This is a genomic window from Pseudomonas sp. B20(2017), from assembly GCF_002113125.1.
Classification (GTDB): Bacteria; Pseudomonadota; Gammaproteobacteria; order Pseudomonadales; family Pseudomonadaceae; genus Aquipseudomonas.
Map to the genome: position 1 here is coordinate 414,677 of NZ_NEJP01000001.1, position 25,282 is coordinate 439,958.

Annotated in this window: 31 protein-coding genes and 1 tRNA gene; 14 read left to right on the forward strand and 18 right to left on the reverse strand. The window is 60.2% G+C overall.

Annotation, left to right across the window (positions count from 1 at the left end):
• Position 1 precedes the first annotated feature (1 nt).
• The 7 genes from CAF63_RS02030 to CAF63_RS02060 all read left to right on the forward strand — a co-directional run bounded on the left by CAF63_RS02030 (position 2) and on the right by CAF63_RS02060 (position 4,085).
• Positions 2-694 (forward strand): pseudouridine synthase, encoded by a 693-nt coding sequence (locus tag CAF63_RS02030; protein ID WP_085683207.1) that lies wholly within the window; start codon positions 2-4, stop codon positions 692-694.
• A gap of 316 nt (positions 695-1,010) precedes the next feature.
• Positions 1,011-1,895, forward strand: coding sequence for an alpha/beta fold hydrolase (locus CAF63_RS02035; RefSeq protein ID WP_085605494.1), 885 nt, complete (start codon positions 1,011-1,013; stop codon positions 1,893-1,895).
• A 170-nt stretch (positions 1,896-2,065) separates the two neighbouring features.
• Positions 2,066-2,139: transfer RNA gene (locus tag CAF63_RS02040), tRNA-Gly, on the forward strand.
• 444 nt (positions 2,140-2,583) lie between these two features.
• Positions 2,584-2,763, forward strand: coding sequence for a type II toxin-antitoxin system HicA family toxin (locus CAF63_RS02045; RefSeq protein ID WP_085683208.1), 180 nt, complete (start codon positions 2,584-2,586; stop codon positions 2,761-2,763).
• Positions 2,764-2,797: 34 nt separating this feature from the next.
• Positions 2,798-3,205: a type II toxin-antitoxin system HicB family antitoxin gene (locus tag CAF63_RS02050; RefSeq protein ID WP_007957951.1), complete on the forward strand. Its 408-nt coding sequence runs from the start codon at positions 2,798-2,800 to the stop codon at positions 3,203-3,205.
• A gap of 218 nt (positions 3,206-3,423) precedes the next feature.
• Positions 3,424-3,726 carry a type II toxin-antitoxin system HigB family toxin gene (locus CAF63_RS02055; RefSeq protein ID WP_085683209.1) on the forward strand — a complete coding sequence of 101 codons (303 nt, stop codon included), beginning with the start codon at positions 3,424-3,426 and terminating at the stop codon, positions 3,724-3,726.
• Entirely contained in the window at positions 3,726-4,085 is a 360-nt protein-coding gene (locus CAF63_RS02060) for a type II toxin-antitoxin system HigA family antitoxin (protein ID WP_085683210.1), read from the forward strand. The genes CAF63_RS02055 and CAF63_RS02060 overlap by 1 nt, the downstream gene beginning before the upstream one ends.
• An 80-nt stretch (positions 4,086-4,165) precedes the next feature.
• On the opposite strand, the gene CAF63_RS02065 is transcribed toward CAF63_RS02060, so the two are convergent.
• Positions 4,166-4,534, reverse strand: coding sequence for a DUF6124 family protein (locus CAF63_RS02065; protein WP_085683211.1), 369 nt, complete (start codon positions 4,532-4,534; stop codon positions 4,166-4,168).
• Between the two features lie 531 nt (positions 4,535-5,065).
• Between CAF63_RS02065 and CAF63_RS02070 the strand changes: the two genes are divergently transcribed.
• Positions 5,066-5,794 carry a bifunctional 2-polyprenyl-6-hydroxyphenol methylase/3-demethylubiquinol 3-O-methyltransferase UbiG gene (locus tag CAF63_RS02070; RefSeq protein WP_085683212.1) on the forward strand — a complete coding sequence of 243 codons (729 nt, stop codon included), beginning with the start codon at positions 5,066-5,068 and terminating at the stop codon, positions 5,792-5,794.
• Positions 5,795-5,834: 40 nt separating this feature from the next.
• Here CAF63_RS02070 and tam read toward each other — a convergent pair whose 3' ends face one another.
• Positions 5,835-6,605: a trans-aconitate 2-methyltransferase gene (gene tam / locus CAF63_RS02075; RefSeq protein ID WP_085683213.1), complete on the reverse strand. Its 771-nt coding sequence runs from the start codon at positions 6,603-6,605 to the stop codon at positions 5,835-5,837.
• 214 nt (positions 6,606-6,819) lie between these two features.
• On the opposite strand from tam, the gene CAF63_RS02080 reads away from it, so the two are divergent.
• The gene (locus CAF63_RS02080; RefSeq protein ID WP_085683214.1) at positions 6,820-7,230 is read left to right on the forward strand and encodes a low affinity iron permease family protein; all 411 of its coding nucleotides are present in this window, start codon (positions 6,820-6,822) and stop codon (positions 7,228-7,230) included.
• Positions 7,231-7,278: 48 nt separating this feature from the next.
• Here CAF63_RS02080 and CAF63_RS02085 read toward each other — a convergent pair whose 3' ends face one another.
• The 8 genes from CAF63_RS02085 to CAF63_RS02120 form a co-directional block, all read right to left on the reverse strand.
• The gene (locus tag CAF63_RS02085; protein WP_085683215.1) at positions 7,279-7,782 is read right to left on the reverse strand and encodes a DUF4142 domain-containing protein; all 504 of its coding nucleotides are present in this window, start codon (positions 7,780-7,782) and stop codon (positions 7,279-7,281) included.
• A 75-nt stretch (positions 7,783-7,857) separates the two neighbouring features.
• Positions 7,858-8,013, reverse strand: a complete 156-nt coding sequence (locus CAF63_RS02090; RefSeq protein ID WP_077045875.1) for a KGG domain-containing protein — start codon at positions 8,011-8,013, stop codon at positions 7,858-7,860.
• Between the two features lie 118 nt (positions 8,014-8,131).
• A complete protein-coding gene (locus tag CAF63_RS02095; protein ID WP_085683216.1) occupies positions 8,132-9,481 on the reverse strand; it encodes a bifunctional diguanylate cyclase/phosphodiesterase in 1,350 nt (449 codons plus the stop codon).
• 80 nt (positions 9,482-9,561) lie between these two features.
• Positions 9,562-10,200 (reverse strand): LysE family translocator, encoded by a 639-nt coding sequence (locus CAF63_RS02100; protein WP_007957940.1) that lies wholly within the window; start codon positions 10,198-10,200, stop codon positions 9,562-9,564.
• Positions 10,201-10,260: 60 nt separating this feature from the next.
• On the reverse strand, positions 10,261-10,677 hold the full coding sequence (gene fos / locus CAF63_RS02105) for a fosfomycin resistance glutathione transferase (RefSeq protein ID WP_085683217.1): 417 nt from the start codon (positions 10,675-10,677) through the stop codon (positions 10,261-10,263).
• Positions 10,678-10,680: 3 nt separating this feature from the next.
• The gene (locus CAF63_RS02110; RefSeq protein ID WP_085683218.1) at positions 10,681-11,400 is read right to left on the reverse strand and encodes a hypothetical protein; all 720 of its coding nucleotides are present in this window, start codon (positions 11,398-11,400) and stop codon (positions 10,681-10,683) included.
• 35 nt (positions 11,401-11,435) lie between these two features.
• Positions 11,436-12,170 carry a hypothetical protein gene (locus CAF63_RS02115; RefSeq protein ID WP_085683219.1) on the reverse strand — a complete coding sequence of 245 codons (735 nt, stop codon included), beginning with the start codon at positions 12,168-12,170 and terminating at the stop codon, positions 11,436-11,438.
• A gap of 20 nt (positions 12,171-12,190) precedes the next feature.
• The gene (locus CAF63_RS02120; RefSeq protein ID WP_178081253.1) at positions 12,191-13,102 is read right to left on the reverse strand and encodes a LysR family transcriptional regulator; all 912 of its coding nucleotides are present in this window, start codon (positions 13,100-13,102) and stop codon (positions 12,191-12,193) included.
• 78 nt (positions 13,103-13,180) lie between these two features.
• On the opposite strand from CAF63_RS02120, the gene CAF63_RS02125 reads away from it, so the two are divergent.
• Positions 13,181-13,669 (forward strand): DMT family transporter, encoded by a 489-nt coding sequence (locus CAF63_RS02125; protein ID WP_085683221.1) that lies wholly within the window; start codon positions 13,181-13,183, stop codon positions 13,667-13,669.
• Between the two features lie 34 nt (positions 13,670-13,703).
• Here the strand turns inward: CAF63_RS02125 and CAF63_RS02130 are convergent, their stop codons facing one another.
• The 5 genes from CAF63_RS02130 to yiaY form a co-directional block, all read right to left on the reverse strand.
• Positions 13,704-15,035, reverse strand: a complete 1,332-nt coding sequence (locus tag CAF63_RS02130) for an MFS transporter (protein WP_085683222.1) — start codon at positions 15,033-15,035, stop codon at positions 13,704-13,706.
• Positions 15,036-15,116: 81 nt separating this feature from the next.
• Complete coding sequence (locus CAF63_RS02135) at positions 15,117-16,043, reverse strand: hydroxymethylglutaryl-CoA lyase (protein ID WP_085683223.1); 927 nt, start codon at positions 16,041-16,043, stop codon at positions 15,117-15,119.
• Positions 16,040-17,233, reverse strand: coding sequence for a CaiB/BaiF CoA-transferase family protein (locus CAF63_RS02140; protein ID WP_085683224.1), 1,194 nt, complete (start codon positions 17,231-17,233; stop codon positions 16,040-16,042). Before CAF63_RS02140 ends, CAF63_RS02135 begins: the two co-directional genes overlap by 4 nt.
• Positions 17,234-17,335: 102 nt before the next feature.
• The gene (locus CAF63_RS02145) at positions 17,336-18,244 is read right to left on the reverse strand and encodes a LysR family transcriptional regulator (RefSeq protein WP_085683225.1); all 909 of its coding nucleotides are present in this window, start codon (positions 18,242-18,244) and stop codon (positions 17,336-17,338) included.
• A gap of 68 nt (positions 18,245-18,312) precedes the next feature.
• Positions 18,313-19,461, reverse strand: a complete 1,149-nt coding sequence (gene yiaY / locus CAF63_RS02150) for an L-threonine dehydrogenase (RefSeq protein WP_085683226.1) — start codon at positions 19,459-19,461, stop codon at positions 18,313-18,315.
• 155 nt (positions 19,462-19,616) lie between these two features.
• Here yiaY and CAF63_RS02155 point away from each other — a divergent pair, with 155 nt between their 5' ends.
• Positions 19,617-20,636 (forward strand): DUF4917 family protein, encoded by a 1,020-nt coding sequence (locus CAF63_RS02155; RefSeq protein WP_085683227.1) that lies wholly within the window; start codon positions 19,617-19,619, stop codon positions 20,634-20,636.
• 102 nt (positions 20,637-20,738) lie between these two features.
• On the opposite strand, the gene CAF63_RS02160 is transcribed toward CAF63_RS02155, so the two are convergent.
• Positions 20,739-21,281 (reverse strand): helix-turn-helix domain-containing protein, encoded by a 543-nt coding sequence (locus tag CAF63_RS02160; protein WP_085683228.1) that lies wholly within the window; start codon positions 21,279-21,281, stop codon positions 20,739-20,741.
• Positions 21,282-21,389: 108 nt separating this feature from the next.
• Here CAF63_RS02160 and CAF63_RS02165 point away from each other — a divergent pair, with 108 nt between their 5' ends.
• Both CAF63_RS02165 and CAF63_RS02170 read left to right on the forward strand, forming a co-directional pair.
• Entirely contained in the window at positions 21,390-22,172 is a 783-nt protein-coding gene (locus CAF63_RS02165) for an aldolase (protein WP_064594034.1), read from the forward strand.
• A gap of 26 nt (positions 22,173-22,198) precedes the next feature.
• Entirely contained in the window at positions 22,199-23,080 is an 882-nt protein-coding gene (locus CAF63_RS02170; RefSeq protein ID WP_085683229.1) for a dihydrodipicolinate synthase family protein, read from the forward strand.
• A 156-nt stretch (positions 23,081-23,236) separates the two neighbouring features.
• Here CAF63_RS02170 and CAF63_RS02175 read toward each other — a convergent pair whose 3' ends face one another.
• Positions 23,237-23,581, reverse strand: coding sequence for a YegP family protein (locus CAF63_RS02175; protein ID WP_085683230.1), 345 nt, complete (start codon positions 23,579-23,581; stop codon positions 23,237-23,239).
• Between the two features lie 22 nt (positions 23,582-23,603).
• The gene (locus CAF63_RS02180) at positions 23,604-24,185 is read right to left on the reverse strand and encodes a DJ-1/PfpI family protein (RefSeq protein WP_085683231.1); all 582 of its coding nucleotides are present in this window, start codon (positions 24,183-24,185) and stop codon (positions 23,604-23,606) included.
• A gap of 168 nt (positions 24,186-24,353) precedes the next feature.
• On the opposite strand from CAF63_RS02180, the gene CAF63_RS02185 reads away from it, so the two are divergent.
• Positions 24,354-25,259 carry a DMT family transporter gene (locus CAF63_RS02185; protein ID WP_085683232.1) on the forward strand — a complete coding sequence of 302 codons (906 nt, stop codon included), beginning with the start codon at positions 24,354-24,356 and terminating at the stop codon, positions 25,257-25,259.
• The last annotated feature ends 23 nt before the right edge of the window (positions 25,260-25,282 follow it).

Here is a 25,282-nt window from a genome sequence, read left to right on the forward strand (position 1 = left end):
CATGCGTGTCGACCGTTTCCTCAGTAACCTGCCCCGCTACAACCGCAAACAGGTTCGACTGTTGCTGGTGGAAAAGCGCGTGCGCATTGACGGAAAAGTCGTCAGCGATCCCCACAGCGAAGTCCTGGAATTCAGCCGCGTCGAAGTCGACGACGAAGTGCTGCAAAGCGGCAAACCGGCGCGCTACTTCATGCTGTACAAACCGCAGGGCTGCGTCAGCGCCACCCGCGACCCCGAACATCCGACCGTGCTCGACCTGATCCACGAGCCGGACAAGGACGACCTGCACATCGCCGGGCGTCTGGATTTCAATACCACCGGGCTGATGCTGATCACCAACGACGGCAGCTGGTCGCGGCGCCTGACCCAGCCGCAGACCAAACTGCCGAAGGTCTATTACGTCGAGACCGAACAGGAGATCGGCCCGGAATATGCGATCAAGTTCGCCGAGGGGATCTACTTCGCCTTTGAGGACCTGACCACCCAACCGGCGCAGCTGCAAGTGCTCGGCCCGCGAACTGCGCGGTTGAGCATCGTCGAAGGTCGTTACCATCAGGTGAAGCGCATGTTCGGCCACTTCAATAACAAAGTGCTGCGCCTGCACCGCGAATCCATGGGCCCGCTGCCGCTGGATCACGCGCTAAAACCGGGCGAGTACCGCGCCTTGCGCACCGAAGAGATTCATTTGTTCTAAGCAGCCGACCGCTCAGCAGAAGTTGTCGAACAATTTACCAACGGCACTTGCGCGATCCCGATCCCCCTGCTTGAATCAGGTCGTCGGCCAAATTGTGACCGATGAGTCACACATAACATCCAAGAAACTTTTTGCCGGTAGACAGCCCTCCGGGCTGCGCCTCAGCCGGCAGATTGCCCGCCAATAACAATACCCGTCGACCTGCCGTTCCGGATCGACATGGGCTCCAAAATTCCAGGCGTATGCCTACCTGTCACAAAGCTCGTGCAATCTCTATTTGCGCGCATACCCGCTTGCTTGCCAGGAGTCTTATGACATGAGGCCAGAAATCGCTGTGCTGGATATACAGGGTCAGTATCGGGTTTACACGGAGTTCTATCGCGCAGACGCCGCAGAAAAGACCATCATCCTGGTCAACGGCTCGATGGCCACGACTGCGTCGTTTGCACAAACCGTGAAAAACCTGCACCCGCAATTCAATGTGGTCTGCTACGACCAGCCCTACGCGGGCAAGTCGAAAGTCCACAATCGCCACGAGAAACATCTGACGAAAGAAGTCGAAGGTCTGATCCTGCTGGAGCTGATCGATCACTTCGCGGCCGAACACGTTTTGTCGTTCTCATGGGGTGGTGCCGCGACCATGGTCGCCCTCGCCCATCAGCCTCGGCGCATTGAAAAAGCCGTGATCAGCTCGTTCTCCCCGGTGATCAATGCACACATGCTCGATTACCTGGAACGCGGCGTCGAATGCCTCGGCCAACGTGACGGCGACCGGGTCGGGCACCTGGTCAACAACACCATCGGCAAACACCTGCCGTCGCTGTTCAAGCGATTCAACTATCGCCACGTCAGCAGCCTGGCCGAGCACGAATACGGGCAGATGCATTTCCACATCAACGACGTGCTGCACAGCGACCGTCAGTGCTATCTGAACGCGGCGAAGAAAATCAACGTGCCGGTGCTGTTCATGAATGGCGAATGGGATGAATACACCGCCGCCGAAGATGCGCGCCTGTTCGGCAGCCATGTCGCACAGAGCACCTTCACCACCCTGCAGGCCACCGGACACTTCCTCGACATGGAACACAAGTCCGCCTGCCGGGACAGCCAGAACGCCCTGCTCGGTTTCCTGAAACCGGCGCAACAGGCCAGCCGAACGCGTTACCAGTTAGTCCAGGATCACCATGCATTGGCCATTTGAAACAGCGTCCTCGCGAGCAAGCCTGCAGAGCTGAGATTCAGCCGTCCTCCAGCCCGCAGCGCTTGCCCGCGATTGACCGATTTCGGCTCTGTTTCAAGACTTTCCGTAGTTCGCATGCAAAGAAAACTTCAAATCCGTGGCCGAGTCTGGTACAAAGTCAGCCGCTCTGAGCGGGTGTCGTATAATGGCATTACTCCAGCTTCCCAAGCTGATAACGAGGGTTCGATTCCCTTCACCCGCTCCAATCGAATTTATGTCCTGCGTCGTGGTTTGACGGGGGATGCGGAAATAGAAAAAACCGGCCTTGATGGCCGGTTTTTTTGTGTCTGGGGTTTAGGGCAAATCCCGTTCACTACTCCGAGAGCGGACATTACTTGTACTTCATTAACTCCATTTCATTGTGGGTTATCACGCCAAAATCGCGATAAACCACAAAATATTGGAATTAGAGGCCGCCTCAGAAACTTACTTTGGCCAGGAACCCACACCTGTTGAGCCTCAACGCCAACCCATTGGATTTCATGGAAACGGCCTGCAATACACTCCCCATCCTGCTGGAGTATCCCCGCCTAGACTTCTTCGTGACCGCCGCCCCCCATCAAAGGACGATGACCGCTCGGTGGTTATAGTGTTGATCGATAAAAAATCGTGGGTATAGTACCCACCAAGCGCACCACAGGGAGGTGTTGTGAATAGCCGTTTTCTAATTGGCCAGCTCGTCACAGACGGTTGGTATCTGGTGCGGGTAAGGGGCAGTCATCATCACTTCAAGCATCCGACCAAACCTGGTCTGGTCACAGTGCCTCACCCGAAGAAGGATCTGCTCAAGAAAACGGCCATCAGTATTTTGCAGCAGGCGCTACTTTGACCCGTCAGGTCAATTGCGCCGTGGAGGACGACATATGCTTTACCCGATCGCGATTTCAGTGGGTGATGAAGGACATGCCTGGGGAGTGGAGGTGCCGGATATTCCGGGCTGCTTCTCCGCTGGAGATGATCTGGACGACGCAATGGCCATGGCTCGCGAAGCCATCGAAGGCCATTTCGAGATTCTGGCCGAAGACGGCTCGCCTATCCCGCCAGCCAACAAGGTCACGCTGCATGCTGCCAACCCTAAATACGCCGGCTGCACTTGGGCGGTGGTGGATATCGATGTGACCAAATACCTGGGCAAAGCTCAGAAACTCAACATCACATTGCCGGGCTACCTGCTCAATCGAATCGATGAGTACGTGTTGCACCATCCGGAAGAGAAAAGCCGCTCCGGATTTCTGGCCTCGGCGGCGCTCAAGGTTTTGCAACAACGTTGAAAGTGAATTGAGAAACCGGTCCTGATGACCGGTTTTTTAATGTCTGTCTTTGATGGAACCTCAGGCCGTCACTCCTTGATAAATAATTCAGATCACATGCTTCAACGTGTGCCCCTACGCTTACGACAAAGCGACTCACCCGCTTTGCTCTATGGATATCAGAGATTGCATCTCTGTTAGGCGAAGACTAATATCTCCCAAAACGGGAGGAGGCATGGATGCGGATAATTGCAAGAGCAACCTTACGGGAATTTTGGGAGAGCAATCCGGCTCATCTTGATTCCCAGACCCCGCTGGTTGAATGGTATCGCCATATGGAAAAGGCACTCTACCGCACGCCACAAGAGATCAAGGCCGAGCTCAGAACAGCCAGCATCCTCAAGGGTGCAAGGGTTGTCTTCAATATCGGTGGCAACAAATATCGAGTGATCCTGGCAATTGATTACCAGCGGCAGCTTGGCTTCATCCGGTTCGTCGGCACCCATGCCCAATATGACCAGATCAACGCGGAGACCGTGTAATGAACATCAAGCCAATTCGCAGCCCGGAAGACCTGACTGCGGCGTTGACACGAGTGGAACAGCTCTGGGGAGCCGAAGTCGGCTCGACTGAAGGTGATGAACTGGAAATCCTCGTGCTACTCATCGAGAAGTACGAAGAAGAACATTACCCAATACCGCCGTCTGATCCGATTGAGGCGATTAAATTTCGCATGGAACAGCAAGGCCTGACTCCTCGTGACCTGGAGCCTTTCATTGGCACCAGCGGACGCGTGTCAGAAGTACTGAACCGCAAACGAAAATTAAGCCTGTCGATGATTAAACGTCTGCACGATGGATTGCGAATTCCTTATGAAAGTTTGCTTTCGGGCGTTTCTTGACAGAAAACATCCAGGGATACGGGAATGAAAAAACCGGTCGCGATGACCGGTTTTTTTATGCCTGCCAGAACAGCTGCAATTCAGTCCTTCACCTCAACATGATCCAGCGCCTGATTCACCGCCAATTCCCCCAGCATCACCAACTGCGCAATGCCTATCGCGGTTCTACGGTGGGCGGGGTCGAGGGTGGCGGCGAAGTTGTTGAGCATCTCGGATGCCGAGCCCAGTGATTCGCTGGCGTTGGCCAGCAGGGATTCGGTGTCGTAGGCCGGGTTGGCGAAGTACATCGGGTCGGGTTGGTTGTTTGTGCCCATGACATGGGCGCCTGGGCAGAGGTAGTGGTCGAGGGCGCGGTTCGCTGCGTCGTGGAGTTTTCTGCAATCGATCGAGGCGTACGGGGACGTTGGGTCGGTTTCGACTTCTGGGGGATTCGGGGTTGGCTTCTTCATAATGGCTTCTTTCTGGTCGATAGGTGGAGCTGACCTACTCGGTTCCAATCGAAGAGGTGGCAGCTGTACGCGAGTTGGAACCCGGGCGAAAAAAGCCAAAAACCCGACAGACTCGAAGTCTCTCGCGCACAGCCGCCATAACAAGAATGCACACCATGAAGGCGGGCAAGCATACGTCATGAAAGCTGCTTTTGCTTTTTCGGGAAGTCGCCGGGGTTCCAATCCCGATCGCCGATTCATCAGCGACCCTCACAGGCTAGAGACCGCACTTCCGACGGACAACCTGAAAACCTTGTGGGAAGGTTCAGTAAACAGGGCCAACTCTTTAAACATCCCGAATCGAAAAACCACGCTTACAGATCCCCAACACTCGCCCGGTTCTCACACTCGCCACGACCCGCTAGCATTTCCCCATCGCCCACCACCCTCCCCCTGCGCGGCCATCGACGAATACGCGCCATCACCTTCCGAGGGATTCAAAAACCGTGGCCTCCGAGCCACCCATATCAAATTCAAAAGAGCAGCAAACCCATGACCCAGAACATCTACGACGATCCTGAATTTTTCCAGGGCTACAGCCAGATGAACCGCTCCATCGGCGGCCTCGATGCCGCGCCGGAATGGCCCGCGCTGAAAGCCTTGTTGCCCTCCCTGCACGGTTTGCAGGTGGTGGATCTCGGCTGCGGCTATGGCTGGTTCTGTCGTTGGGCCAGCGAACATGGCGCAGCCGAGGTGCTGGGGCTGGATGTCTCGGAGAAAATGCTCGCACGAGCGAAAGAAACCACCTCGGCCGCGAACATCCGCTACGAACGTGCCGACCTGGAACACCTCGACTTGCCTGCATGCACTTACGATCTGGCCTACAGCTCGCTGGCGCTGCACTACATCAAGGATCTCTCGGGGTTGTTTGCCACGCTGCACGCGGCGCTTAAACCCGGTGCGCACTTTGTGTTTTCCATCGAGCACCCGATCTTCATGGCGCCGCGCAATCCGGGCTGGCTGATCGACAGCGAAGGCAACAAGCGCTGGCCGCTGGAAAGTTATCAGATGGAAGGCGAGCGGGTGACCAACTGGCTGGCCGACGGGGTGATCAAGCAGCATCGTACGGTCGGGACTTTGCTCAACACGTTGATCGACACCGGGTTCACGATTCAACACGTCAACGAATGGGGCCCGAGCGATGCCGAAGTGGCCGCGCAACCGGCCCTCGCTGAAGAGCGTGAGCGACCGATGATGATGCTGGTCGCCGTACAGCGCTGACCGCAAAAGAAAGGGCCGATCAAATCGGCCCTTTTTCATTTCAACGTGTGGCGACAATGAACAATCGTGGAAACGGCAACAGCACCGAACCATCCGCCAGCGCCGGATACGCCTTCGCGACCTCCGCCAGATATTGCGCCAGATACTCCTCCCGCTCGGTTTCCGTCAGCGGACTGAGGAACGGAATCAAACCACTGCCCTTGAACCACTCGACAACACCCGAGGCCCCGCCCGCCAACTGGTGGTGATACGTGGTGCGCCACACATCGACCCGCGCGCAATGCGGCCGCAGCATCGAGAAATAGGCACTGGCGTCCGCCATCTCGGTCCGCTGCCCTGCCGCACCGGCCAGTTTGCTGGCCCAAGGTCCGTTGGCAGCCACCTCACGCATCAACCGATGGGACGGCTCGTTGAGGTTGTCCGGCATCTGAATCGCCAGACTGCCACCCTGCGCCAATTTGCCCGCCAGCGCCGGCAGCAACGTCGCGTGATCCGGCACCCACTGCAAAACCGCATTGGCAAAAATCACATCGAACGGCCCTTCATCGGCCCATTTATCGATGTCCGCCACCGCGAACTGCAATTGCGGCAGACGCTTGCGCGCGGCATCGATCATGTCCGGCGAACTGTCGAGCCCTTGCACTTTCGCCCCCGGAAAACGCTCCACCAGCAACTCGGTCGAGTTGCCCGGACCACACCCGATATCCACCACGGAACGCGCCTCGGGCGTGGGAATCGCCGCCAGCAGGTCGCGGGCCGGACGGGTGCGTTCATCTTCGAAAGTGACGTATTGCTTGGCGGACCAGGTCATTGCGTTCTCCTGTCGTGGACGTTCTGGCGAAACGTGGAAAAGCGGCTGCCGTCACGATACAGCGATCGTGTTTATCTGCCCTCCCCTACGTATGTCCGATATCGCCGGGACCGCTGTCTTCGCCGTGCCCACAGGAACTCAGAAAACTGTAAGTAGAATTTTCCGCCCCCCTCCGATGTCTGAATTTCAAGCGCCCCCCACAAGGAACACAACCATGAAATTCGCAAAAATCTCCCAGAAGCTCGCCCTCTGGGCCGGCAGCCCCAAGACGTTCATGGGGGCTTTGATTCTGATCGGGCTCTGGGGGTTGAGCGGGCCGATTTTCGATTACAACGACACCTGGCAACTGATCATCAATACCTCGACCACGATCATCACGTTCCTGATGGTGTTCCTGATCCAGAACACTCAGAACCGCGACACCGATATCATTCATTTGAAACTCGATGAACTGCTGCGGGTGAACAAGGAGGCGCAGAACGCGATGCTCGGGCTGGAGTCGCTGGATCTCAAGCAGCTGGAGGCGCTGCGTCGGCATTACCGGGCGATGGGCGAGAACGAGGTGTTTGACCTGGAAGGTCTGGGGGACAAGAGCAAGCCGAAGCAGGATCTGAATGAGTGCTGACAGGCAAAAAAACGGCGCTAAAAAAGCGCCGTTTTCATTGCTGCCGATTCAGCGACTGGCCTGAAGGGCTCGCGCCATTTCCAGATGACTCTGCAGTTTTGGCAGGGTCTCGTCGGCAAACGCCTTGATCTCCGGCACGTCGGTGGTCTGAGCCTCCTGCTGGATCTGCTGGATGGCCTCTTCCGTGGCCTTGACCTGGCTGGCGGCGTAGGCCTGATCGAAGCTGGCGCCCTCTTTGACCTCCGGCATCAACGCCTTGGCCTTGTCGGCGACTTCTTCGCGGGGCGCGACCGGCAGGTCCAGTTTCTTGGCGATTTTCGCCAGGTGCTGGTTGGCGGTGGTGCGGTCGTTGATGACGACGATGGTGTAATCCTTGACCTCTTTGGACTCGGCCTTGCTGTGCGCCAGACGACTGGCCTCGATGTCGGCCATGCCTTTGGCCGAAGCCTCGTTGATGAAGTCGGCGGGCGACTGGGCAAACGCGCTGCTGGCGAACAACCCCAGCAGGCTGACAAAACTGATGTTACGTACTCGGGTGGCCATCCGGCTCATGGTCGCGCCCTCCTTCATTCAAAATTCAAGCGGGAGCTTGCGCCCCCGCCTCTCAATCAAAACTACCTTCACCGACTATTTCGACTTTTGAGCAGGCTTGCGGCCCATGTCGGTTTTAGGCTCTTTGTCGACAGTCGTTGTGGTGGTTTTCCCACCTTTGCGGCCGGCTTCAGACGCCTTCGTTCGATCGTTGGCGAAGTTTCCCGAGTTCGAGTTTCTTGAGTTAGGCATGATTCTCTACCTCTTGGCATTGATCGTAAGCGAGCAGGTGCCCGCCTAGATTGAGAATTTCCTGACCGCCAAAGGTTTAGAAAAGTTGCCGGTCCCGCGACGAACGGCGGGCCCTCGATCAGTTGTCCGGTGCTCGATGATTCAGGCGTTTGGCGGCGTACATGGCCTGGTCGGCATGGCGAAACAGCTGCTGTTCCTCTTCGCCATGCTCGGGATAACGGGCGACTCCGATACTCGGTTCGATGTGCAGGTTGTGCCCCTCCAGCCGCATGGGTTGCACCAGAACCTGACGGATCTTGTCAGCCACGCTGTCCGCATCGTTCGCGGCGTGAATGCTGTGCAACAGCACCACGAACTCATCGCCGCCGATGCGCGCCACCGTATCGGTCTCGCGTACGCACCCCTTGAGTCGATTGGCCACTGCTTGCAAAAGCATGTCGCCGACAGCGTGACCAAAGGTGTCATTGACCTGTTTGAAACGATCCAGATCGACGTACAGCAACGCCATGAACCCGGCTTGCTCCCGCGCACCGGCCAGCGCTGTTTTGAAGCGTTCACGCAGCAAATCCCGGTTGGGCAACTGGGTCAATTGATCGTATTGCGCCATGCGCCGCAGACGCGCATGCAGTTGTTGACGTTCGATGGCCGTGGCGATCTGGGCGCAGACATATTGCAGCAACTCCTTGTCGCGCTCGGTGTAGCGCTCGCCGCCGGGCAGGCTTTTGACGATCAGCGCGCCGATGGTGCGGTCTTTCGAGCTCAGTGGTACGCCGAGCCAGCACGGAGACTGCTGCCCCGTCACCAGCTCGGCGAAACCCGATGGCGCATGTGGGCAATCCGGGGTCAGCAGAATTGGTTGACCGCTGCGGATCACTTCCGCGCACAGGCGTCCGGTGACCGTGCCGGGTTGCTCCGGTTGCAACTCGTCATCGTCGACGTGATAGGGAAAATTCAGCTGTGCGCAATGATCGTCGTACAGCGCCACGGAGAAATTCAGCGCCGGCAGCCATTCGCCGATGATCATGTGGATGCGCTTGAACAGCGCCAGCAGATCCTCCGCCGCATGGGCCGCTTCGGAGATTGCATACAGGGCCGCCTGACGCGACTCGGCGAGTTTTCGCTCGGTGATGTCCCGGGCCACAGCGATGCGCAGTTGGTCGACCTCGGACCAACGCGCCGACCACAGGATATGCACGACGCTGCCGTCCTTGCGCACGTAGCGATTTTCGAAGTTGTTTTTCGGTTCGCCGCCCATGATGTCGCTGGCGGCGGCCAGGGTGCGCTCACGGTCGGCCGGATAGACGTAGTCGATCATCGACTGGCCGATCAGTTCGTCAGGCGTGTACCCGAGAATCCGCTCGCAGGCTGCGCTGACAAAGACGAAACGGCCTTGCTTGTCGACGGCGCAAACGGCGTCCAGCAACAGGTCGATGTAACTCGCCAGGGGCGCGGAATTTCGGTTTTCCATGGTTCAGCGTGTCTGTCCGGCAATGCAGCACTGATCAACCGTCCCTGACCTGGCAACTTCGCATCCTGCGTCCGATGATTTCAAGCCTTGTTCGGCATCAGCCCGGGCAGCGCATGCACCAGCGCATTGATGGCAAAACCGATGAACATGATCCCGCACAACCGGGTGATCGCCAGTTCATGGCGCTGGTACAGCGTACGCACCTGCCGCGCCCCGACGATGCCAATGAGGATAGCGTAGGCGAGCAATCCGCCGAGGAAACTCAACGCGATCAGCATCGGCAGCATCGACCAATTAAGCAGTTCGGCGCGGCTCGACAGCAACGCAGTGAACGTTGCCACCGCCACCGGGTAGGCTTTGGGGTTGGTCAGGCCGAACAGGATGCCGTGCCAGAACGGCTGACGCGCCGCGCCCTGAGGCTGTTCGCCGTTGCTGCGCTTGGCCCGCACCGCGCGCCAGCCGAGCCAGAACAGGTACAGACCGCTGAGCACACCAAGCACATCGAACGCAGTGCTGCCGATTTCCCGGGCACCGACAATCGCGATCAGCGCGGTGCTGCACCAGATCACATCGCCCAGCAGATGCCCGCACAGGAATCCCGCCCCGGCCCGCCGCCCACGTGCGGCGCCGATGCCGAATACCGCCAGCACACCCGGTCCCGGCGTGATGCCGTAAATGAAACCCGAGGCCAGCACGGCCATTAGCAACGATGGAGTCATGGAAAACCTGCAAGTCCCGGAAAACGTGGCCGCCAGTCTATCCCAGCGTCTGGCGAATGTTCATGGCTCGTTGAAAAAACGCATGCCCGCGTAGGGCTTTTGCCGACACGCGGCCAGTCGCGAGGTCAGATCGCCGACGTGGGCTTCGAGTTTGTGCCCGTCCGGGTCAAGGAAGTAGAACGACGCGCCTTCGCTGCGGTTGTCGCGCCATTCCTGCACGTTGGCGGCGCGAAGCTGTTGCACGAACCGTGGAAAATCCGCCGCGTCGAGGCTGAAGGCGTAATGGGTGTAGTCGGGGGCGGGATGGGGTTGGCGTTGCGCATCGAGGGACAGGCACAACCACAGGCCCGGGAGCGACAGGTAGGCACCGGCGTCCCAGGTGGCCTCGACTCGCAGCTTCAGCACGTCGCGGTAAAACGTGAGGCTGCGATCCAGGTCGCTGACGGCGAGGGTCAGATGGTTGAGGCCGGTGAGCATCGGTCAGTAACCTCGGAGGTCTTCGGGGATAGTGTATTGCTTGCCGTCGTAGGTCAGGGTGATTTGGGTTTTCTTCAGGTCAGTGGTTTTGGAAACGCACTCTTTGCCTGACAGAGTCGAGGTGTACATCACACCACTTGAGGAAACGATCAGATCAGAGAAGCCATTATGGCTGGACGGACCGATTTCCACAGTTCTGCGGATTTGCGTGTCCTTGTTTTCACACTCCCCCGTACCCTCGCCGAACTCCTTCCGAATGACCAGTCCTTCCAGAACAGGTCGAAGCTTGGCGCCTTCGCGAACGTACAGCGCCAAGTCTGTCCTCGCATAGGGATTGGCTCTGGAGAGATGGACAGAGAAATCCGAGCGCAGACCGAACGCGCGAACGTCCGATGCGAGACGGTAACGGGCGGTATCGATCTTCAGATCATCGAACCGGGTAGCATCAGAGTTGTAGGCGCCGGGCTTGGTATAAGTCGCCAGCGGTTTGGCGTCGGAAGCGTTGAGCAGCGACAGTTCCAGGTCGAACACTCCATCCTGGTCACCTTCGGAATCGGGCACGAACGTGGACTTCGCCGAAATCGCCTTGTCGGGGAAGGCCGGCCACACTTTGCAGCGTGACAGGGAGTGGCCGTCGAGTTTTTTTACCTGACAGGCAGCGTGGGCCTGAGTGGTGACGGCCAGAAAGCTTAGGGCGATGAAAAATCGTGTTGGGCTGAGCATTGTTCTTCCTTGAAATAAGTCGCATTGGTTCTGTATCACTCGATGGCTTTGAAACCTTTAGGCAGGACGTAGGACTTTCCGTCATACCGAAGCGTTGTCATTACGGGTTTATCGGCCGTGGTCTTCAATTCACAAGTGTCCGGTGGCCCCTCGCCCACAAGGCTGGTAGTGACTGATTTAACAATCAGGTCGGCGTAGCCGTTCGAACTGGTTTTACCGATTTCAATAGTACGATCCGTGTAATAACGCTCCCCCGCACAACCACCATCCCACTCGCCACCGTAGTCATACATCACCAGTCGATCCAGCACCGGACGCAACTTGTCGCCCTCTTTCACATAGAGCGACAACAGAACTTGATCCATAGGATTGACGCGGGAAGAGCCCTTGAATCTCACACGAACGCCAAAAGCCCGAAGCTCGGGAGTGAGCTTGTAACGCGCCGTATCGAACTCCACGCTTTCCAATGCGATCGCATCAGACATGAATGCAGAGGGCAAGTGATAGGTGGCAATCGTTTTGGATTCATCTGTCGTTACCGACAACCCAAGGTCATAACTGCCGACGTCATTGTCCTTGCCATACACCGGATCGGGTGCAAACTTCGAGACCGCATTCAGGTTCAAGCCGGGATAAGCCGGCCACGCCTTGCACACTGAAAAATCCCGCGCGCCCGTCACCGGCTCAGGCACACAATCAGCCAGCACCTGCCCCGCCATCAGCGCCCCAAAAAGCGCCAGTCCCACAACAACCCCAGACTTCACTGTCACGCCCCGCTCCTTGATGTTTTTCAGCCGCGCACTATCCCCTGCTCAATCCGCCGATTCAACCAGTTCAACGCCTGATCCCCACCCCGCCGCTTGTGCCACGCCGAGACAAACGTGAACGGCGCAATTTCAAACGGTGCCGGCACGACGATCAGTGCTTCGTCATCCACCTCATTCAACGCCCGCGAAGCCACGGTCAGGATCAGATCCGTGCCACTGATGAAGCGTGGCGCGACGCTCCAGTGCGGCAGACTGACGGCAACTCGGCGGCGCTCGCGCAGGGCGGTCAGGGTGCGTTCGATTTCCGGGGTGCCGCTGCCGCGCATTTCCAGCAAGACATGGGGACGGGAGAGATAGGTTGGCAGGTCGAGAACACCTCCGGCGGGAAGGCTCTGGCGATCCAGGAGGCAGACGTAGCGTTCCTCGAACAACGGCGTGCTGCGCAGTTCGCCGGGCAACTCGGGGAGTACGCCGGCGGCGAGGTCGATGTCGCCGTTTAGCAGGCCTTCGACCATGCCTTCGCGGCTGGCATGGCTGATTTGCAGGTCAATGCCCGGCGCCTCCGCGCGCAAGGTGCGAATCAGTCCGGGCAGGATGATCGCCGCGCCGTAGTCCGACATCGCAAGGCGAAAGGTCCGACGGGCGCTGGTCGGATCAAAGGTATTCGGCGCCAGCAGCGATTGCACCTGAGCCAGGGTTTCGGCCAGCGGTGCCGCCAACTCCAGCGCTCGCGCGGTGGGCACCAGCCCCGAACCGGCACGCACCAGCAATGGATCACCGAGCAAGTCGCGCAGACGTGCCAACGCATGGCTGACCGCCGGTTGACTCAGGTGCAGACGCTCGGCAGCTCGGGTCACGTGTTGCTCGCTTAGCAACATGTCCAGAATCACCAGCAAGTTGAGATCGATGCGGCGTAGATCATTCATTCGATGCATGTTCCGGATACCAAAATAGAATTTAAATCTGCGCGACGAATACCCTAGAGTCCAGCAAAATCTTGCCGGAGAACGATCATGGGAACGATGCAGTGGGTCGGATTGCTGCTGTTGGCGGTATTCGCCGGGGCGGTGGTGCCGTTTCAGAGTGCGATCAACATCAATCTGGCGCGCGGGTTGGGGCATCCGCTGTGGGCAACACTCACCTCGCTGGTGGTGAGCGTGCTGGTGTTGTTGCCGGTGCTTGTCGCCCTGCGCCTGCCGTTGCCGTCGCTGGCCCTCGCCAGCAAGCTGCCATTGTGGATGTGGACCGGCGGCGCGTTCGGGGTGTGCTTCGTGGCATTGGCGGTGGTGTTGCTGCCGAAGCTGGGGGCCTCGGGATTTCTGGCGCTGGCCCTGGCCGGGCAAATGATCACGTCAATCGTGCTGGATCACTTTGGCCTGTTTGGGCTGGTGGAGAAACATCTGACGTTGCCGCGCCTGTTCGGCGCGATGTTGTTGATGGCGGGAGTGGTACTGATCCAGTTTGGTGACTCGGCTGCCAGGTCCATGGCACCGGCGGGCTGATCGTTCGCGTTATCGGAACGACCAGCCCGAAGCCTCAGTACTTGTCCAGCGTGCGCAATTTCTGCGGCAGGCCCCACAGCAGTAACGCCGCCGCGATCAGCGCCGCCACGCCGATGACGTACAGCGCCGGCGTGGTGCTGCCGGTCAGGTCCTTGATCCGGCCGACCATTACCGGGCTGACGATGCCGCCGAACTGCCCCAGGGTGTTGATCACCGCAATCCCGCCCGCCGCACCGGCTCCAGCGCCGGCCAGCAACTTCGGTGGCAGGGTCCAGAAGCTCGGAATCGACGCGATGATCCCGGCGCCCAGCAATCCAAGGGCGACAATCAGGAACGTGGTGTGGCTGGCGAAAATCCCCGCACTGAAGAAGCCGATGGCGCCGACGATTACCAGCCCCGCGACAAACTTGCGCCGCTCCCCAGTGGCATCGGACAGACGACCGATCACCACCATGCTGATCGCGCCGCAGATATACGGGATCGAGGTCAGCAGACCGATCATCACCGGACTTTCGGTACCGGCACTGCGGATCAGTTGCGGGGCCCAGAAATTCAGGCCGTAGGACGCGACCTGGATCAGGAAGTAGATCAGTCCCAGCGTCAGGAAACCCGGAATTTTCAGCGCCGCCAGCAACGAGCCGCCGCTCTTGTGCGGTTCGTGATGGGCGATGCGGCTGGCCAGCAATTTTTTCTCCTCCAGGGTCAGCCAGTGCGCATCCTCGATGCGGTCCTTGAGCAAGGTCAGCACCAGAAAACCCAGGCCAATGCACGGCACGCCGCCGAGCAGGAACAACCAGTGCCAGCCGCGCATTTGCAGCACACCGTCGAGGTGTTCCAGCACTAGTCCGGAGAATGGCGCGCCGACCAGCCCGGCAAACGCCGAGGCCAGGAACAGCATCGAAGTGATGCGGCCACGGAAGTGCTGCGGGAACCACAGCGTCAGGTAATACAGCACGCCAGGGGCGAAACCGGCCTCCATCGCCCCGATCAGAAAGCGCAGCACGTAGAACTGCCATTCGCTGTTGACGAACACCATCAGCGCCGTCGCCACACCCCAGGACATCATGATCCGGGCGATCCAGCGCCGCGCGCCGACCTTGTACAGCATCATGTTGCTCGGTACTTCGAACAGCACGTAACCGACCACGAACAGCCCCGCACCGAGACCGTAGGCGGTGTCGCTCAGGCTCAGGTCGGCCTGCAACTGAAACTTGGCGAAGCTGATGTTGATACGGTCGAAGAAGGCGAACAGGTAGCAGACCATGATCAACGGCATCAGGCGCCAAGCGACTTTGCTGATCAGGGCTTTTTCGGCGTCGTGATCGACGGACGGGCTCGCGCCCGCCTCCATTACATTGAGGCTCATAGTTTTTTCTCCAGGCGGACTGCCGGTGGGCGTCCGATTGTTTTTGTTGTCTGGTTCGGGTGAGTCAGTGAGCGTGTGAAATCAGGTGGGGATCGGGTGCAGGTCACAATTGCGTCCGGCCTTGGCCAGTTGCCCGGGTACTTCGTGGCCCAGCAGCGCGGGCAGGCCACGGGAGAGTTTCAGCAGCAACGGCAGGTCGATGCCGGTGTGGATACCGACTTCATCGCATAGGTTGACCAGGTCTTCGGTGCAAATATTGCCGGATGCACCCGGCGCAAACGGACAGCCGCCAAGCCCGCCCAACGCCGCGTCGAAACGCCGGGCACCCGCTTCGTAAGCCGCCAGCACGTTGCACAATCCCAGGCCTCGGGTGTTGTGGAAATGCAGGGTCAGATCCGCCGCCGAAACCCGCTGCAATACCCGTCGCACCAGTCGATCAACCTGTCGCGGATTGGCCATGCCGGTGGTGTCGGCCAGGGTGATGCCTTGAACGCCCAGCTCCTGATAGGCCTCGACGATTTGCAACACGCGGTCCTCGTCGATCGCGCCTTCGAACGGGCAACCGAAGGTCGTCGCGATGCTGCCGTTGAGCCGCACGCCCGAGCCGCTGGCGAAGCCCACGATCTCGCCGAACGCCGCCAGCGAGGCTTCGCAACGCATGCGCATGTTTGCCAGGTTGTGGGTCTGGCTGGCGGACATCACCAGATTCAGTTCATCGGCGCCGGCCTCCAGCGCCCGTTGCGCGCCCTTGAGGTTGGGAATCAAGGCAACGTAAATCACCCCCGGCTGACGCTGGATACCCTTGAATACCTGCTCGCCATCGCGCAGGGCCGGGATCGCTTTCGGCGAAACGAACGAGCCGGCCTCGATGCGGCTGAATCCTGCCTGTGACAGTTGATCGATCAGGGCGATCTTGTCTTCGGTCTCGACCCAGGTCGGTTCGATTTGCAGGCCGTCCCGGGGCGAGACTTCCTGGACGATCAAGCTCTGCGAGTAATCGCTGATCATTGCACCACCCCCTGACTTTTCAGGCGTTCGATGTCCGAGGCGGTCAGGCCGAGACCGGCAAGGATGCCGTCGGTGTGCTGACCGAGGCCGGGGCCCGACCAGTTCACCCCGCCGGGGGTTTGCGAAAGCTTGGGCACGATGCCCGGCATCTTCACGGTCGCCCCGCCGGGCAGTTCGGCGTCGAGCAACATGTCCCGGGCCTGATAGTGTGGATCGGCAACGATGTCGGCCACCGAGTAGATGCGACCGGCCGGCACCTCGGCGGCTTCCAGCGCCGCCAGCACGTCATTGATCGGCAGGCTGCTCGTCCAGTGGGTAATCGCGGCGTCGAGCAGACCGCTCTTCGCGGCGCGGCCGTCGTTGTGGGCGAACTCTTCGGCGTCGGCCAGATCATTTCGACCGATCACCTGCATCAGGCGCTTGTAGATCGGGTCACTGTTGCCGGCGATCACCACGTAGGCGCCATCGGCCGTGAGGTAGGTGTTGGAGGGTGCGATGCCCGGCAACGCGCCGCCGCTGCGTTCGCGGACATGGCCGAGCATGTCGTATTCCGGCACCAGGCTTTCCATGACGTTGAACACGCTTTCGGCCAGTGACACGTCGACAATCTGCCCGCCGCCCTGCCCGGTCTTGACCCGCAGCAGCGACATCAGCGCGCCGATCACCGCGTGCAGCGAAGCCAGCGAATCGCCGAGGCTGACACCGACTCGCGCCGGTGGCGAACCGGGGGTACCGGTGGTGTAGCGAATGCCGCCCATGGCCTCGCCGATCGCACCGAAGCCGGGGCGGTCGCGGTAGGGACCGGTCTGGCCGTAGCCGGAAATGCGCACCAGGGTCAGGTCGGGATTGAGCGCGTGCAGCACGTCCCAGCCCAGGCCGAGTTTTTCCAGGGCGCCGGGGCGCAGGTTTTCGATGATCACGTCGGCATCACACGCCAGTTGCTTGACCAGCTCGATGCCTTCGACGGATTTCAGATTGAGCGCCAGGGATTTCTTGTTGCGCGATTGCAGGTACCACCACAGCGACGTCCCTTCGTGCAGCTTGCGCCATTTGCGCAGCGGGTCGCCTTGACCCATGGCTTCGATCTTGATCACCTCGGCGCCGAATTCGGCGAGCATGCGCGCGGCAAACGGCGCGGCGATCAGGGTGCCGATTTCGATCACTTTGATCGCGCTCAAGGGGGCAGTCATCGCGGGTACCTCTTGTTCTTGGAATTGCGGCCAAGGCTAGAGGAACGTGATTGCTGCAATCCAGCCGTCACTCGGCAACGGCCGTTCGCCAAACGCGAACGCTCAACTGCCCGCGCGCAAATGCTCGAACAGGATCCGGCTTACCGGCGACAACCCGGCCTCGTCACGCACCACCACGATCAAGTCGCGATCCGACCAGCCATCGGTCAACGGCACCGCTTGCAGCCCCAGCGCCCGACCGAACAATTCATAGGCGCGTTGCGGCAGGATGCCGATGCCCATGTTGGCCTGCACCATCCGGCACACCGCGTCGAAACCCGGCACATGAATGCGGATGCGCAGCACCTTGCCGGCCTGACGCGCGGCGGCGTGGGTGCGCATGTTGATCGAACTGGCGGCATGCAGGCCGACGTAATCGCTGTCGAGGGTTTCGCAGAACGCTACGGATTCACGCACTGCCAACGGATGCTCGGGCAGCATCACCACCACCAGTTTGTCCCGGCGATAGCGCACGCTGTGCAGGCCTTTGATGTCGCTGTCGCAGGAGCAGATGCCCAGATCCGCCACACCATCGAGCACGCCCTGAACCACCCCGGCGCTGGGCCGTTCCTCAAGGTCGGTCTTGACCTGCGGGTGTTGCGCGGCGAAGTCGCGCAGGTCTTCGGGGAGAAACTGAATGATTGCCGACAGGTTCGCCAGCATCCGCACATAGCCGCGCACGCCGTGGCTGTGCTCGCCCAGTTCGAGGCCCATTTTTTCGACGTTGAACAACATCTGCCGAGCGTGATGCAACAGGGTTTCGCCGGCCGGGGTCAGGGTCATGCCCTTGGCCTGACGCACGAACAGGCTGATGCCCAGCGCTTCCTCCAGCTCCATCAAGCGCTTGCTCGCCGCCGACACGGCAATCGCCTCGCGGGACGCGGCACGGGTCAGCGTGCCTTCCTCGTGGACGGCGACGAACAGTTGCAGGGTAATCAGGTCGAGGCGGCGGATCAGGCTTTTTTGCAGCATGCAGGACTCGGCGATGGCAGCGCGGACGGACACGCAGCATAGCGCTGTTCGCCCGCCTCGCGCCCGCCTCAGAAGGCGCTGCGGAAAATCTCCTCGATCTGCCGTTGATCCGCCGCCCGCGGATTGGTAAAGCCGCAGGCGTCTTTCAGGGCGTTGGCGGCGAGCACCGGGATGTCGGTGCACTTGGCGCCCAAATCACGCAGACCGCCGGGAATATCGACGTCTCGGGCCAGGCAACGGATCGCATCAATCGCGGCTTTTGCGCCCTCCTCCGGGCTGAAACCACGAATGTCGGCGCCCATGGCGTGGGCCACATCGGTCAGACGATCGGCGCAGACCAGCGCGTTGAACGTCTGCACATGCGGCAACAACACTGCGTTGCACACCCCGTGAGGCAGATCGTAGAAACCGCCCAACTGGTGCGCCATCGCGTGCACATAACCGAGCGATGCATTGTTGAACGCCATGCCCGCGAGGAACTGCGCATACGCCATGTTTTCCCGCGCGGCCAGATCGCTGCCGTCGCGTACCGCCAGGCGCAGGTTGTTGCTGATCAGGGTCATGGCCTTCAACGCGCAGGCATCGGTGATCGGGTTGGCGGCGGTGGACACATAGGCTTCGATCGCGTGGGTCAGTGCGTCCATGCCGGTGGCGGCGGTCAGGCCTTTCGGCATGGCGACCATCAGCGCCGGGTCGTTGACCGACAGCAGCGGCGTGACGTTGCGGTCGACGATGGCCATTTTCACGTGACGGGTTTCGTCGGTGATGATGCAGAACCGGGTCATCTCACTTGCGGTGCCGGCCGTGGTGTTGATGGCGATCAGCGGCAGTTGCGGCTTGGCCGATTGATCGACGCCTTCGTAGTCGCGGATCTGCCCGCCATTGGTGGCGCACAACGCGATGCCCTTGGCGCAGTCGTGGGGCGAGCCGCCGCCGAGGGACACCACGAAATCGCAGCGGTTGTCCTTGAGCAGCGCCAGCCCGGCCTCGACATTGGCGATGCTCGGATTGGGTTTGGCGCCGTCGAAGATCACCGAGTCGATGTCCTGCATCGCCAGTTTCTCGGCGATCATGGTCGCCACGCCGGCCTTGGCCAACCCGGCGTCGGTGACGATCAGCGCCTTGCGAAAACCGTAGTTGCGGATGGCATTCATGGCTTCGTCGAGGCAGCCGCTGCCCATGATGTTGACTGCTGGAATGAAAAAGGTGCTGCTCATGGCGCGTCTCCTGACAGGGACCAAATCGACTTCTGCGATCCGGCGGGTGCACACAGGATCGACCGATCGGTCACGGCGGATGTTGATCTGGCTCAATGCCCGCTCATGATAAAGTCGCCGTCCATCTGCCCCTTTGTTTTGAGACGTGCCCTGCAATGACTGATTTACTGGATGTCGACGCCACCCTCGAAGACTGGAACGCGTTGCGCGCCACCACCGACTTCAGCGGTTTGCTGCTGGGCAACGGCGCCAGTCGTGCGGTGTGGGACGATTTCGGCTACGACTCGCTGTTCGAAAACGCCCGCACGGTGGAAGAAAAGCCCCTGAGCCCATCGGAACTGAGCGTGTTCGACGCCATGCAGACGCGCAGTTTCGAGCAGGTACTCGGCGCGCTGAAAACCACCAGCCGGGTCAACAAGGCACTGGCTGTCAGCTCGGCCGCGCCGCGCAATCGCTATTACGCGATCAAGGAAGCGCTGATCAATGCCGTCCACGATTTGCACATTCCGTGGCGACTGGTCGAAGCGTCGACCCTGACGATCCTGAACCGCGAACTGGCCAGTTATCGCACGGTGTTCACCACCAATTACGACCTGCTCAATTACTGGGCGCTGCAACATCAGGGCGAGGCGATCGACGACCTGTTCAACGGCCCCGATGCGAGTTTCGATCTGTGTGAAAGCAGCACTGAAAAACCGCGTCTGCTGTACTTGCACGGCGGTCTGCATCTGGTGCGCAACCAGGACGGCACCGCCCGCAAGCTGACCGCCACCGAGGGCACGCTGCTCGGCAGTTTCGCGATCAACAACACGATCAAGACGCTCGACGACGTACCGCTGTTCGTCAACGAAGGGCCGAGTGCCGACAAGCTCAAGACCATCCGCAGTTCCGATTACCTGTCGTTCTGCTACGACCAGTTACTCGGTCACGGTGACAACCTGTGCATCTTCGGCCACGCCCTGGGCGAACAGGACAGCCACGTCGTGCGCGCCCTGCGTCTGGCGAAACCGAAGACCGTGGCGATCTCGATCTACCCGCGCAGCGCGGCGTTCATCCAGCACCAGAAGCGCCACTACGCGAAGCTGTTCGAGGGCACGGGCGTCGAGTTGCGGTTCTTTGATTCCAAGAGCCATGCGCTAGGGAATCCGAAGCTGTCAGTGCCGGTCGAGGTTTAGTGGCGACGCTTTTGGCGTCTTCGCTAGCAGGCTAGCTTCCACAAGGAAGTGCATTCCAACTGTGGGAGCTAGCCTGCTAGCGATGGCGTACGTCCAGTCAACTCACTCCTCGCTGCTGTGCACCACCACCAGCAACTGCGCCTGCACCTCGCCCACTGAGCGGATGCGATGGGGTTTCTGCGCATTGAAGTGCAGCGCATCGCCCCGCTCCAGCAGCACCCGTTCGTTCACAAAGTCTACTTCGACCTGGCCTTCGTGGACGAACAGAAACTCCTCGCCCAAATGTTCCTTGAAGGTTTTGTCGGTGAATTCGCTCGGCGGGTAAATGATGAACGGCAGCAGGCTGCGTTCGCTGACCTGATGGGCCAGCACCGCATAACCCAGACTGTGATCGTTGGCCGCCAGCGACTGGCGTTCGTGGCTGCGCACCAGGCTGTAGCTGTCGAGGCTAACGTTGTCTTCGGAGAACAGCTCTTCGACTTTCACGTTCAGCGCCTTGGCCAGTTTCAGCGCGGCGGCAATCGACGGTGTGTTCAATCCGCGCTCGACCTTCGACAGGTAACTCTTGGTCATGCCGGATTTCTCGGCCAGCGCCTCAAGGGTTACGCCAAGTTTTTTTCTCAATAATTTCAAACGGATAGACATGCGAAGCGATTAATCCAGCAAAGGAAAGACGATTTGTCCTTGCCAATGACACAAAGTGTCATATAGCCTCGTAAGTGTCATCCATGGCAACCACCACAGGACACGGATATGGCGAAGACATTAGCACTACCCAAAGACGAACTGGTCAAGCAAGCGCTGACCCAGATGCAAAAAACCCTGGCGGATAATACGTGGACAGACCGGCAAAAGCTGGCCCTGACCTGCCGGATCCTGTTCGAGAACGGCCACGATTCGGGCCTCGCCGGGCAGATCACCGCCCGTGGCCCGCAGCCGGGCACTTACTACACTCAGCAACTGGGACTGGGTTTCGATGAAATCACCGCGAGCAATCTGCTGCTGGTCAACGAAGACCTGGAAGTGCTCGAAGGCCACGGCATGGCCAACCCGGCCAACCGTTTCCACAGCTGGGTGTACCGCGCCCGGCCGGACGTGAACTGCATCATCCACACTCACCCGACGCACATTGCCGCGCTATCGATGCTGGAAGTGCCGCTGCAGATTTCCCACATGGACCTGTGCCCGCTGTACGACGATTGCGCGTTCCTTGAAGGCTGGCCGGGGGTGCCGGTGGGCAACGAAGAAGGCGAGTTGATTGCCGGGGCGTTGGGCGACAAACGGGCGATCCTGCTTTCCCACCACGGTCAGCTGTCCACCGGCACGACCATCGAGGAAGCGTGTGTCATCGCGCAACTGATCGAGCGCGCCGCCAAACTGCAACTGCTGGCGATGGCCGCCGGGACGATCAAGCCGATCATTCCCGAGCTGGGTCGCGAAGCGCATGACTGGGTCTCCAAACCCAAACGCCACGCCGCGGCCTTCAATTACTACGCCCGGCAGAACCTGCGTCAGCACGCCGATTGCCTGAACTGAACACCTCATCCTTGCGGAGCACTCTCATGTCCAACATTCACGGCATCATCGGCTACACCATCACCCCGTTCAGCGCCAACGGCGAAGGCGTTGACCTGCCGGCCCTCGGCCGCTCGATCGACCGTCTGATCGCCGGCGGCGTCCACGCGATCGCTCCCTTGGGCAGCACCGGCGAAGGCGCCTACCTGAGCGATGCGGAGTGGGATCAGGTCGCCGAGTTCAGCATCAAGCACGTCGCCAAACGCGTACCGACGGTGGTCAGCGTGTCCGACCTGACCACCGCCAAAGCGGTGCGCCGCGCACGTTTCGCCGAAGCCCACGGCGCCGACGTGGTGATGGTGCTGCCGACCTCTTACTGGAAGCTCAGCGAAGCGGAAATCCTCGCCCACTACCGCGCCATCGGCGACAGCATCGGCGTGCCGATCATGCTCTACAACAACCCGGCCACCAGCGGCACCGACATGTCGGTGGAACTGATCCTGCGCATCGTCAACGGCGTGGAAAACGTGACCATGGTCAAGGAGAGCACCGGCGACATCCAGCGCATGCACAAGCTGCAACTGCTCGGCGAAGGCCGGGTGCCGTTCTACAACGGCTGCAATCCGCTGGCGCTGGAAGCGTTCGCCGCCGGGGCCAAGGGCTGGTGCACGGCAGCACCGAACCTGATTGCGCAGCTCAATCTGGATTTGTACGAAGCCACACTGGCGGGGAATCTGGGCAAGGCGCGGGAGCTGTTCTACCGCCAGTTGCCGCTGCTGGACTTCATCCTCAAGGGCGGCTTGCCGGCGACGATCAAGGCCGGTCTGCGCCTGACCGATCTGGAAGTCGGCGATCCGCGTTTGCCGGTGTTCCCGCTGAGCGAGGCCGGGCGTAATCAGTTGCAGGCCATTCTCAAAAGCCTGAGCTGATCTCAAGGTACACACCACCCCTTGTGGGAGCGAGCTTGCTCCGGGCGGCGATCCGACGATGAAGCCATCAGATCCGACAACGATGTCGACTGATGAACCGTCATCGTCGGATCGCCGCCCGGAGCAAACTCGCTCCCACAGGTTTTTGTGCTGGATTCAAAGAACCGGCAAGGTCTTGTCCTTGATCACCTTCGTCGGCCCGTTGGTCTTCACGGCAGCAATGCCTTTGGCACACGCCGCGTCCGATGAATAGGATTCGCTGCTGCCGATGATCTGGTGATTGGCTGCCTTGAGGTTGAAGTAGGGGTGGCCGTCCTTCGTCGATTTTTTCTCGTAGCGTTCGTCCAGCGGGCTGTTGGTCTGCACCGAGGCGATGCCGTTTTCGGCGGCCGTGCGGCTCGTGTACAGCTCGCTGGTCAGAATGGTTTCGGCATTCGCCGCTTTCAGCACGAACCTGTACTGGCCGTTGCTGCTTTTGCTCAACTCATACCATCCGGACATGGTGTTTCTCCTTATCGATGCGTCACAGGGTGATTTTGGTTCCAAGCAACCCGAGGAAACCCGCCAGCCATTTCGGGTGCGCCGGCCAGGCGGGCGCGGTGGCCAGGTTGCCCTGGACATGGCCGTCCGTGACCGGGATGTCGATGTAGGTGCCGCCGGCCAGCCGGACTTCCGGGGCACAGGCCGGATAGGCGCTGCACTCGCGCCCTTCGAGAATCCCCGCTGCCGCCAGTAGTTGCGCGCCATGGCAGACAGCAGCAATCGGTTTGCCGGCCTTGTCGAAGGCTCGCACCAGATCCAGGACTTTTTCGTTCAGCCGCAGGTATTCCGGCGCACGCCCACCGGGCACCAACAGTGCGTCGTAATCCTTGGCATCGACCTTGGCGAAATCGAAGTTCAGGGCGAACTGGTGACCGGGCTTTTCGCTGTAGGTCTGGTCGCCTTCAAAGTCGTGAATCGCGGTGCGCACGGTCTTGCCGGCAGCCTTGTCCGGGCACACGGCATGCACGGTGTGACCGACCATTTGCAGGGCCTGGAACGGCACCATCACTTCGTAGTCTTCGACGTAATCGCCGACCAGCATCAGAATCTTTTTCGCGGCCATGGGCAGGACTCCTCTGGTGAATGCGCAGGAATATTCACAGTAGTCCAAGGATCGCGATGGCGTCGCAAACTGTATGGATAACTCTGCGCTCAGCTGTAACAGCCCGATTGCCGTGGTTTGTGGCTAGATGAAGGCACCTCCCAGCCACCTTTGAATCGGTTTGCTCTCATGTCTTCGCGCGAAAACACCGGCATGGCCCTCGGCCTGCTCGGCGTGGTGATTTTCAGCCTTACCCTGCCCTTCACCCGCATCGTGGTGCAGGAACTGCACCCGCTGCTCAACGGCCTGGGCCGTGCGTTGTTCGCGGCGATTCCGGCGGCGGCGCTGTTGTTGTGGCGACGGGAAAAGTGGCCGACCTGGAAGCAAGTCAAAGGCCTGAGCCTGGTGATCGCCGGGGTGATTCTCGGTTTCCCGGTGCTGTCGGCGTGGGCCATGCAGACCTTGCCGGCGTCCCACGGTGCGCTGGTCAACGGTTTGCAGCCGCTGTGCGTGGCGCTGTACGCCGCGTGGCTGTCCCATGAACGTCCGTCGAAAGCCTTCTGGGCCTGCGCCGCGTTGGGCAGTGCGTTGGTGTTGGGTTATGCGTTGTACACCGGCGCCGGCAGCATTCAGGCCGGTGACTTGCTGATGCTCGGAGCGATTGCGGTGGGCGGTCTGGGTTATGCCGAGGGCGGGCGTCTGGCCCGGGAGATGGGCGGCTGGCAGGTGATCTGCTGGGCACTGGTGCTGTCGACGCCGCTGCTGATCGGCCCGGTGCTGTATCTGGCTTTCCAGCATCAAGGCGCGGTGTCGGCGAAAACCTGGTGGGCGTTTGGTTACGTCGCGCTGTTTTCGCAGTTTCTGGGCTTCTTCGCCTGGTACGCCGGGCTGGCCATGGGTGGCATTGCACGGGTCAGTCAGATCCAGCTGTTGCAGATCTTCTTCACCATCGCGTTTTCCGCGCTGTTCTTCGGCGAACACGTGGAGCCGATCACCTGGCTGTTCGCCTGCGGGGTGATCGCGACAGTGATGCTCGGGCGCAAGACCGCCATCAGACCCCATGTGGGAGCGAGCTTGCTCGCGAAGACGGACTGACAGTCAACGATGATGTCGCCTGT

Excerpts from the sequence above, each read along its gene's own strand:
- CAF63_RS02170 (WP_085683229.1), top strand. The coding sequence starts at position 22,199 with ATGTCCAACATTCACGGCATCATCGGCTACACCATCACCCCGTTCAGC.
- CAF63_RS02090 (WP_077045875.1), bottom strand. The coding sequence starts at position 8,013 with ATGCCTAACTCAAGAAACTCGAACTCGGGAAACTTCGCCAACGATCGA.
- CAF63_RS02165 (WP_064594034.1), top strand. The coding sequence starts at position 21,390 with ATGGCGAAGACATTAGCACTACCCAAAGACGAACTGGTCAAGCAAGCG.
- CAF63_RS02135 (WP_085683223.1), bottom strand. The coding sequence starts at position 16,043 with ATGATCAGCGATTACTCGCAGAGCTTGATCGTCCAGGAAGTCTCGCCC.
- CAF63_RS02060 (WP_085683210.1), top strand. The coding sequence starts at position 3,726 with ATGAACATCAAGCCAATTCGCAGCCCGGAAGACCTGACTGCGGCGTTG.
- CAF63_RS02095 (WP_085683216.1), bottom strand. The coding sequence starts at position 9,481 with ATGGAAAACCGAAATTCCGCGCCCCTGGCGAGTTACATCGACCTGTTG.
- CAF63_RS02185 (WP_085683232.1), top strand. The coding sequence starts at position 24,354 with ATGTCTTCGCGCGAAAACACCGGCATGGCCCTCGGCCTGCTCGGCGTG.
- CAF63_RS02140 (WP_085683224.1), bottom strand. The coding sequence starts at position 17,233 with ATGACTGCCCCCTTGAGCGCGATCAAAGTGATCGAAATCGGCACCCTG.
- CAF63_RS02160 (WP_085683228.1), bottom strand. The coding sequence starts at position 21,281 with ATGTCTATCCGTTTGAAATTATTGAGAAAAAAACTTGGCGTAACCCTT.
- yiaY (WP_085683226.1), bottom strand. The coding sequence starts at position 19,461 with ATGAGCAGCACCTTTTTCATTCCAGCAGTCAACATCATGGGCAGCGGC.
- CAF63_RS02125 (WP_085683221.1), top strand. The coding sequence starts at position 13,181 with ATGGGAACGATGCAGTGGGTCGGATTGCTGCTGTTGGCGGTATTCGCC.
- CAF63_RS02120 (WP_178081253.1), bottom strand. The coding sequence starts at position 13,102 with ATGCATCGAATGAATGATCTACGCCGCATCGATCTCAACTTGCTGGTG.
- CAF63_RS02065 (WP_085683211.1), bottom strand. The coding sequence starts at position 4,534 with ATGAAGAAGCCAACCCCGAATCCCCCAGAAGTCGAAACCGACCCAACG.
- CAF63_RS02030 (WP_085683207.1), top strand. The coding sequence starts at position 2 with ATGCGTGTCGACCGTTTCCTCAGTAACCTGCCCCGCTACAACCGCAAA.
- CAF63_RS02175 (WP_085683230.1), bottom strand. The coding sequence starts at position 23,581 with ATGTCCGGATGGTATGAGTTGAGCAAAAGCAGCAACGGCCAGTACAGG.
- CAF63_RS02085 (WP_085683215.1), bottom strand. The coding sequence starts at position 7,782 with ATGAGCCGGATGGCCACCCGAGTACGTAACATCAGTTTTGTCAGCCTG.
- CAF63_RS02145 (WP_085683225.1), bottom strand. The coding sequence starts at position 18,244 with ATGCTGCAAAAAAGCCTGATCCGCCGCCTCGACCTGATTACCCTGCAA.
- CAF63_RS02070 (WP_085683212.1), top strand. The coding sequence starts at position 5,066 with ATGACCCAGAACATCTACGACGATCCTGAATTTTTCCAGGGCTACAGC.
- CAF63_RS02055 (WP_085683209.1), top strand. The coding sequence starts at position 3,424 with ATGCGGATAATTGCAAGAGCAACCTTACGGGAATTTTGGGAGAGCAAT.
- CAF63_RS02035 (WP_085605494.1), top strand. The coding sequence starts at position 1,011 with ATGAGGCCAGAAATCGCTGTGCTGGATATACAGGGTCAGTATCGGGTT.
- fos (WP_085683217.1), bottom strand. The coding sequence starts at position 10,677 with ATGCTCACCGGCCTCAACCATCTGACCCTCGCCGTCAGCGACCTGGAT.
- CAF63_RS02100 (WP_007957940.1), bottom strand. The coding sequence starts at position 10,200 with ATGACTCCATCGTTGCTAATGGCCGTGCTGGCCTCGGGTTTCATTTAC.
- tam (WP_085683213.1), bottom strand. The coding sequence starts at position 6,605 with ATGACCTGGTCCGCCAAGCAATACGTCACTTTCGAAGATGAACGCACC.
- CAF63_RS02080 (WP_085683214.1), top strand. The coding sequence starts at position 6,820 with ATGAAATTCGCAAAAATCTCCCAGAAGCTCGCCCTCTGGGCCGGCAGC.
- CAF63_RS02130 (WP_085683222.1), bottom strand. The coding sequence starts at position 15,035 with ATGAGCCTCAATGTAATGGAGGCGGGCGCGAGCCCGTCCGTCGATCAC.
- CAF63_RS02180 (WP_085683231.1), bottom strand. The coding sequence starts at position 24,185 with ATGGCCGCGAAAAAGATTCTGATGCTGGTCGGCGATTACGTCGAAGAC.
- CAF63_RS02050 (WP_007957951.1), top strand. The coding sequence starts at position 2,798 with ATGCTTTACCCGATCGCGATTTCAGTGGGTGATGAAGGACATGCCTGG.
- CAF63_RS02110 (WP_085683218.1), bottom strand. The coding sequence starts at position 11,400 with ATGCTCAGCCCAACACGATTTTTCATCGCCCTAAGCTTTCTGGCCGTC.
- CAF63_RS02155 (WP_085683227.1), top strand. The coding sequence starts at position 19,617 with ATGACTGATTTACTGGATGTCGACGCCACCCTCGAAGACTGGAACGCG.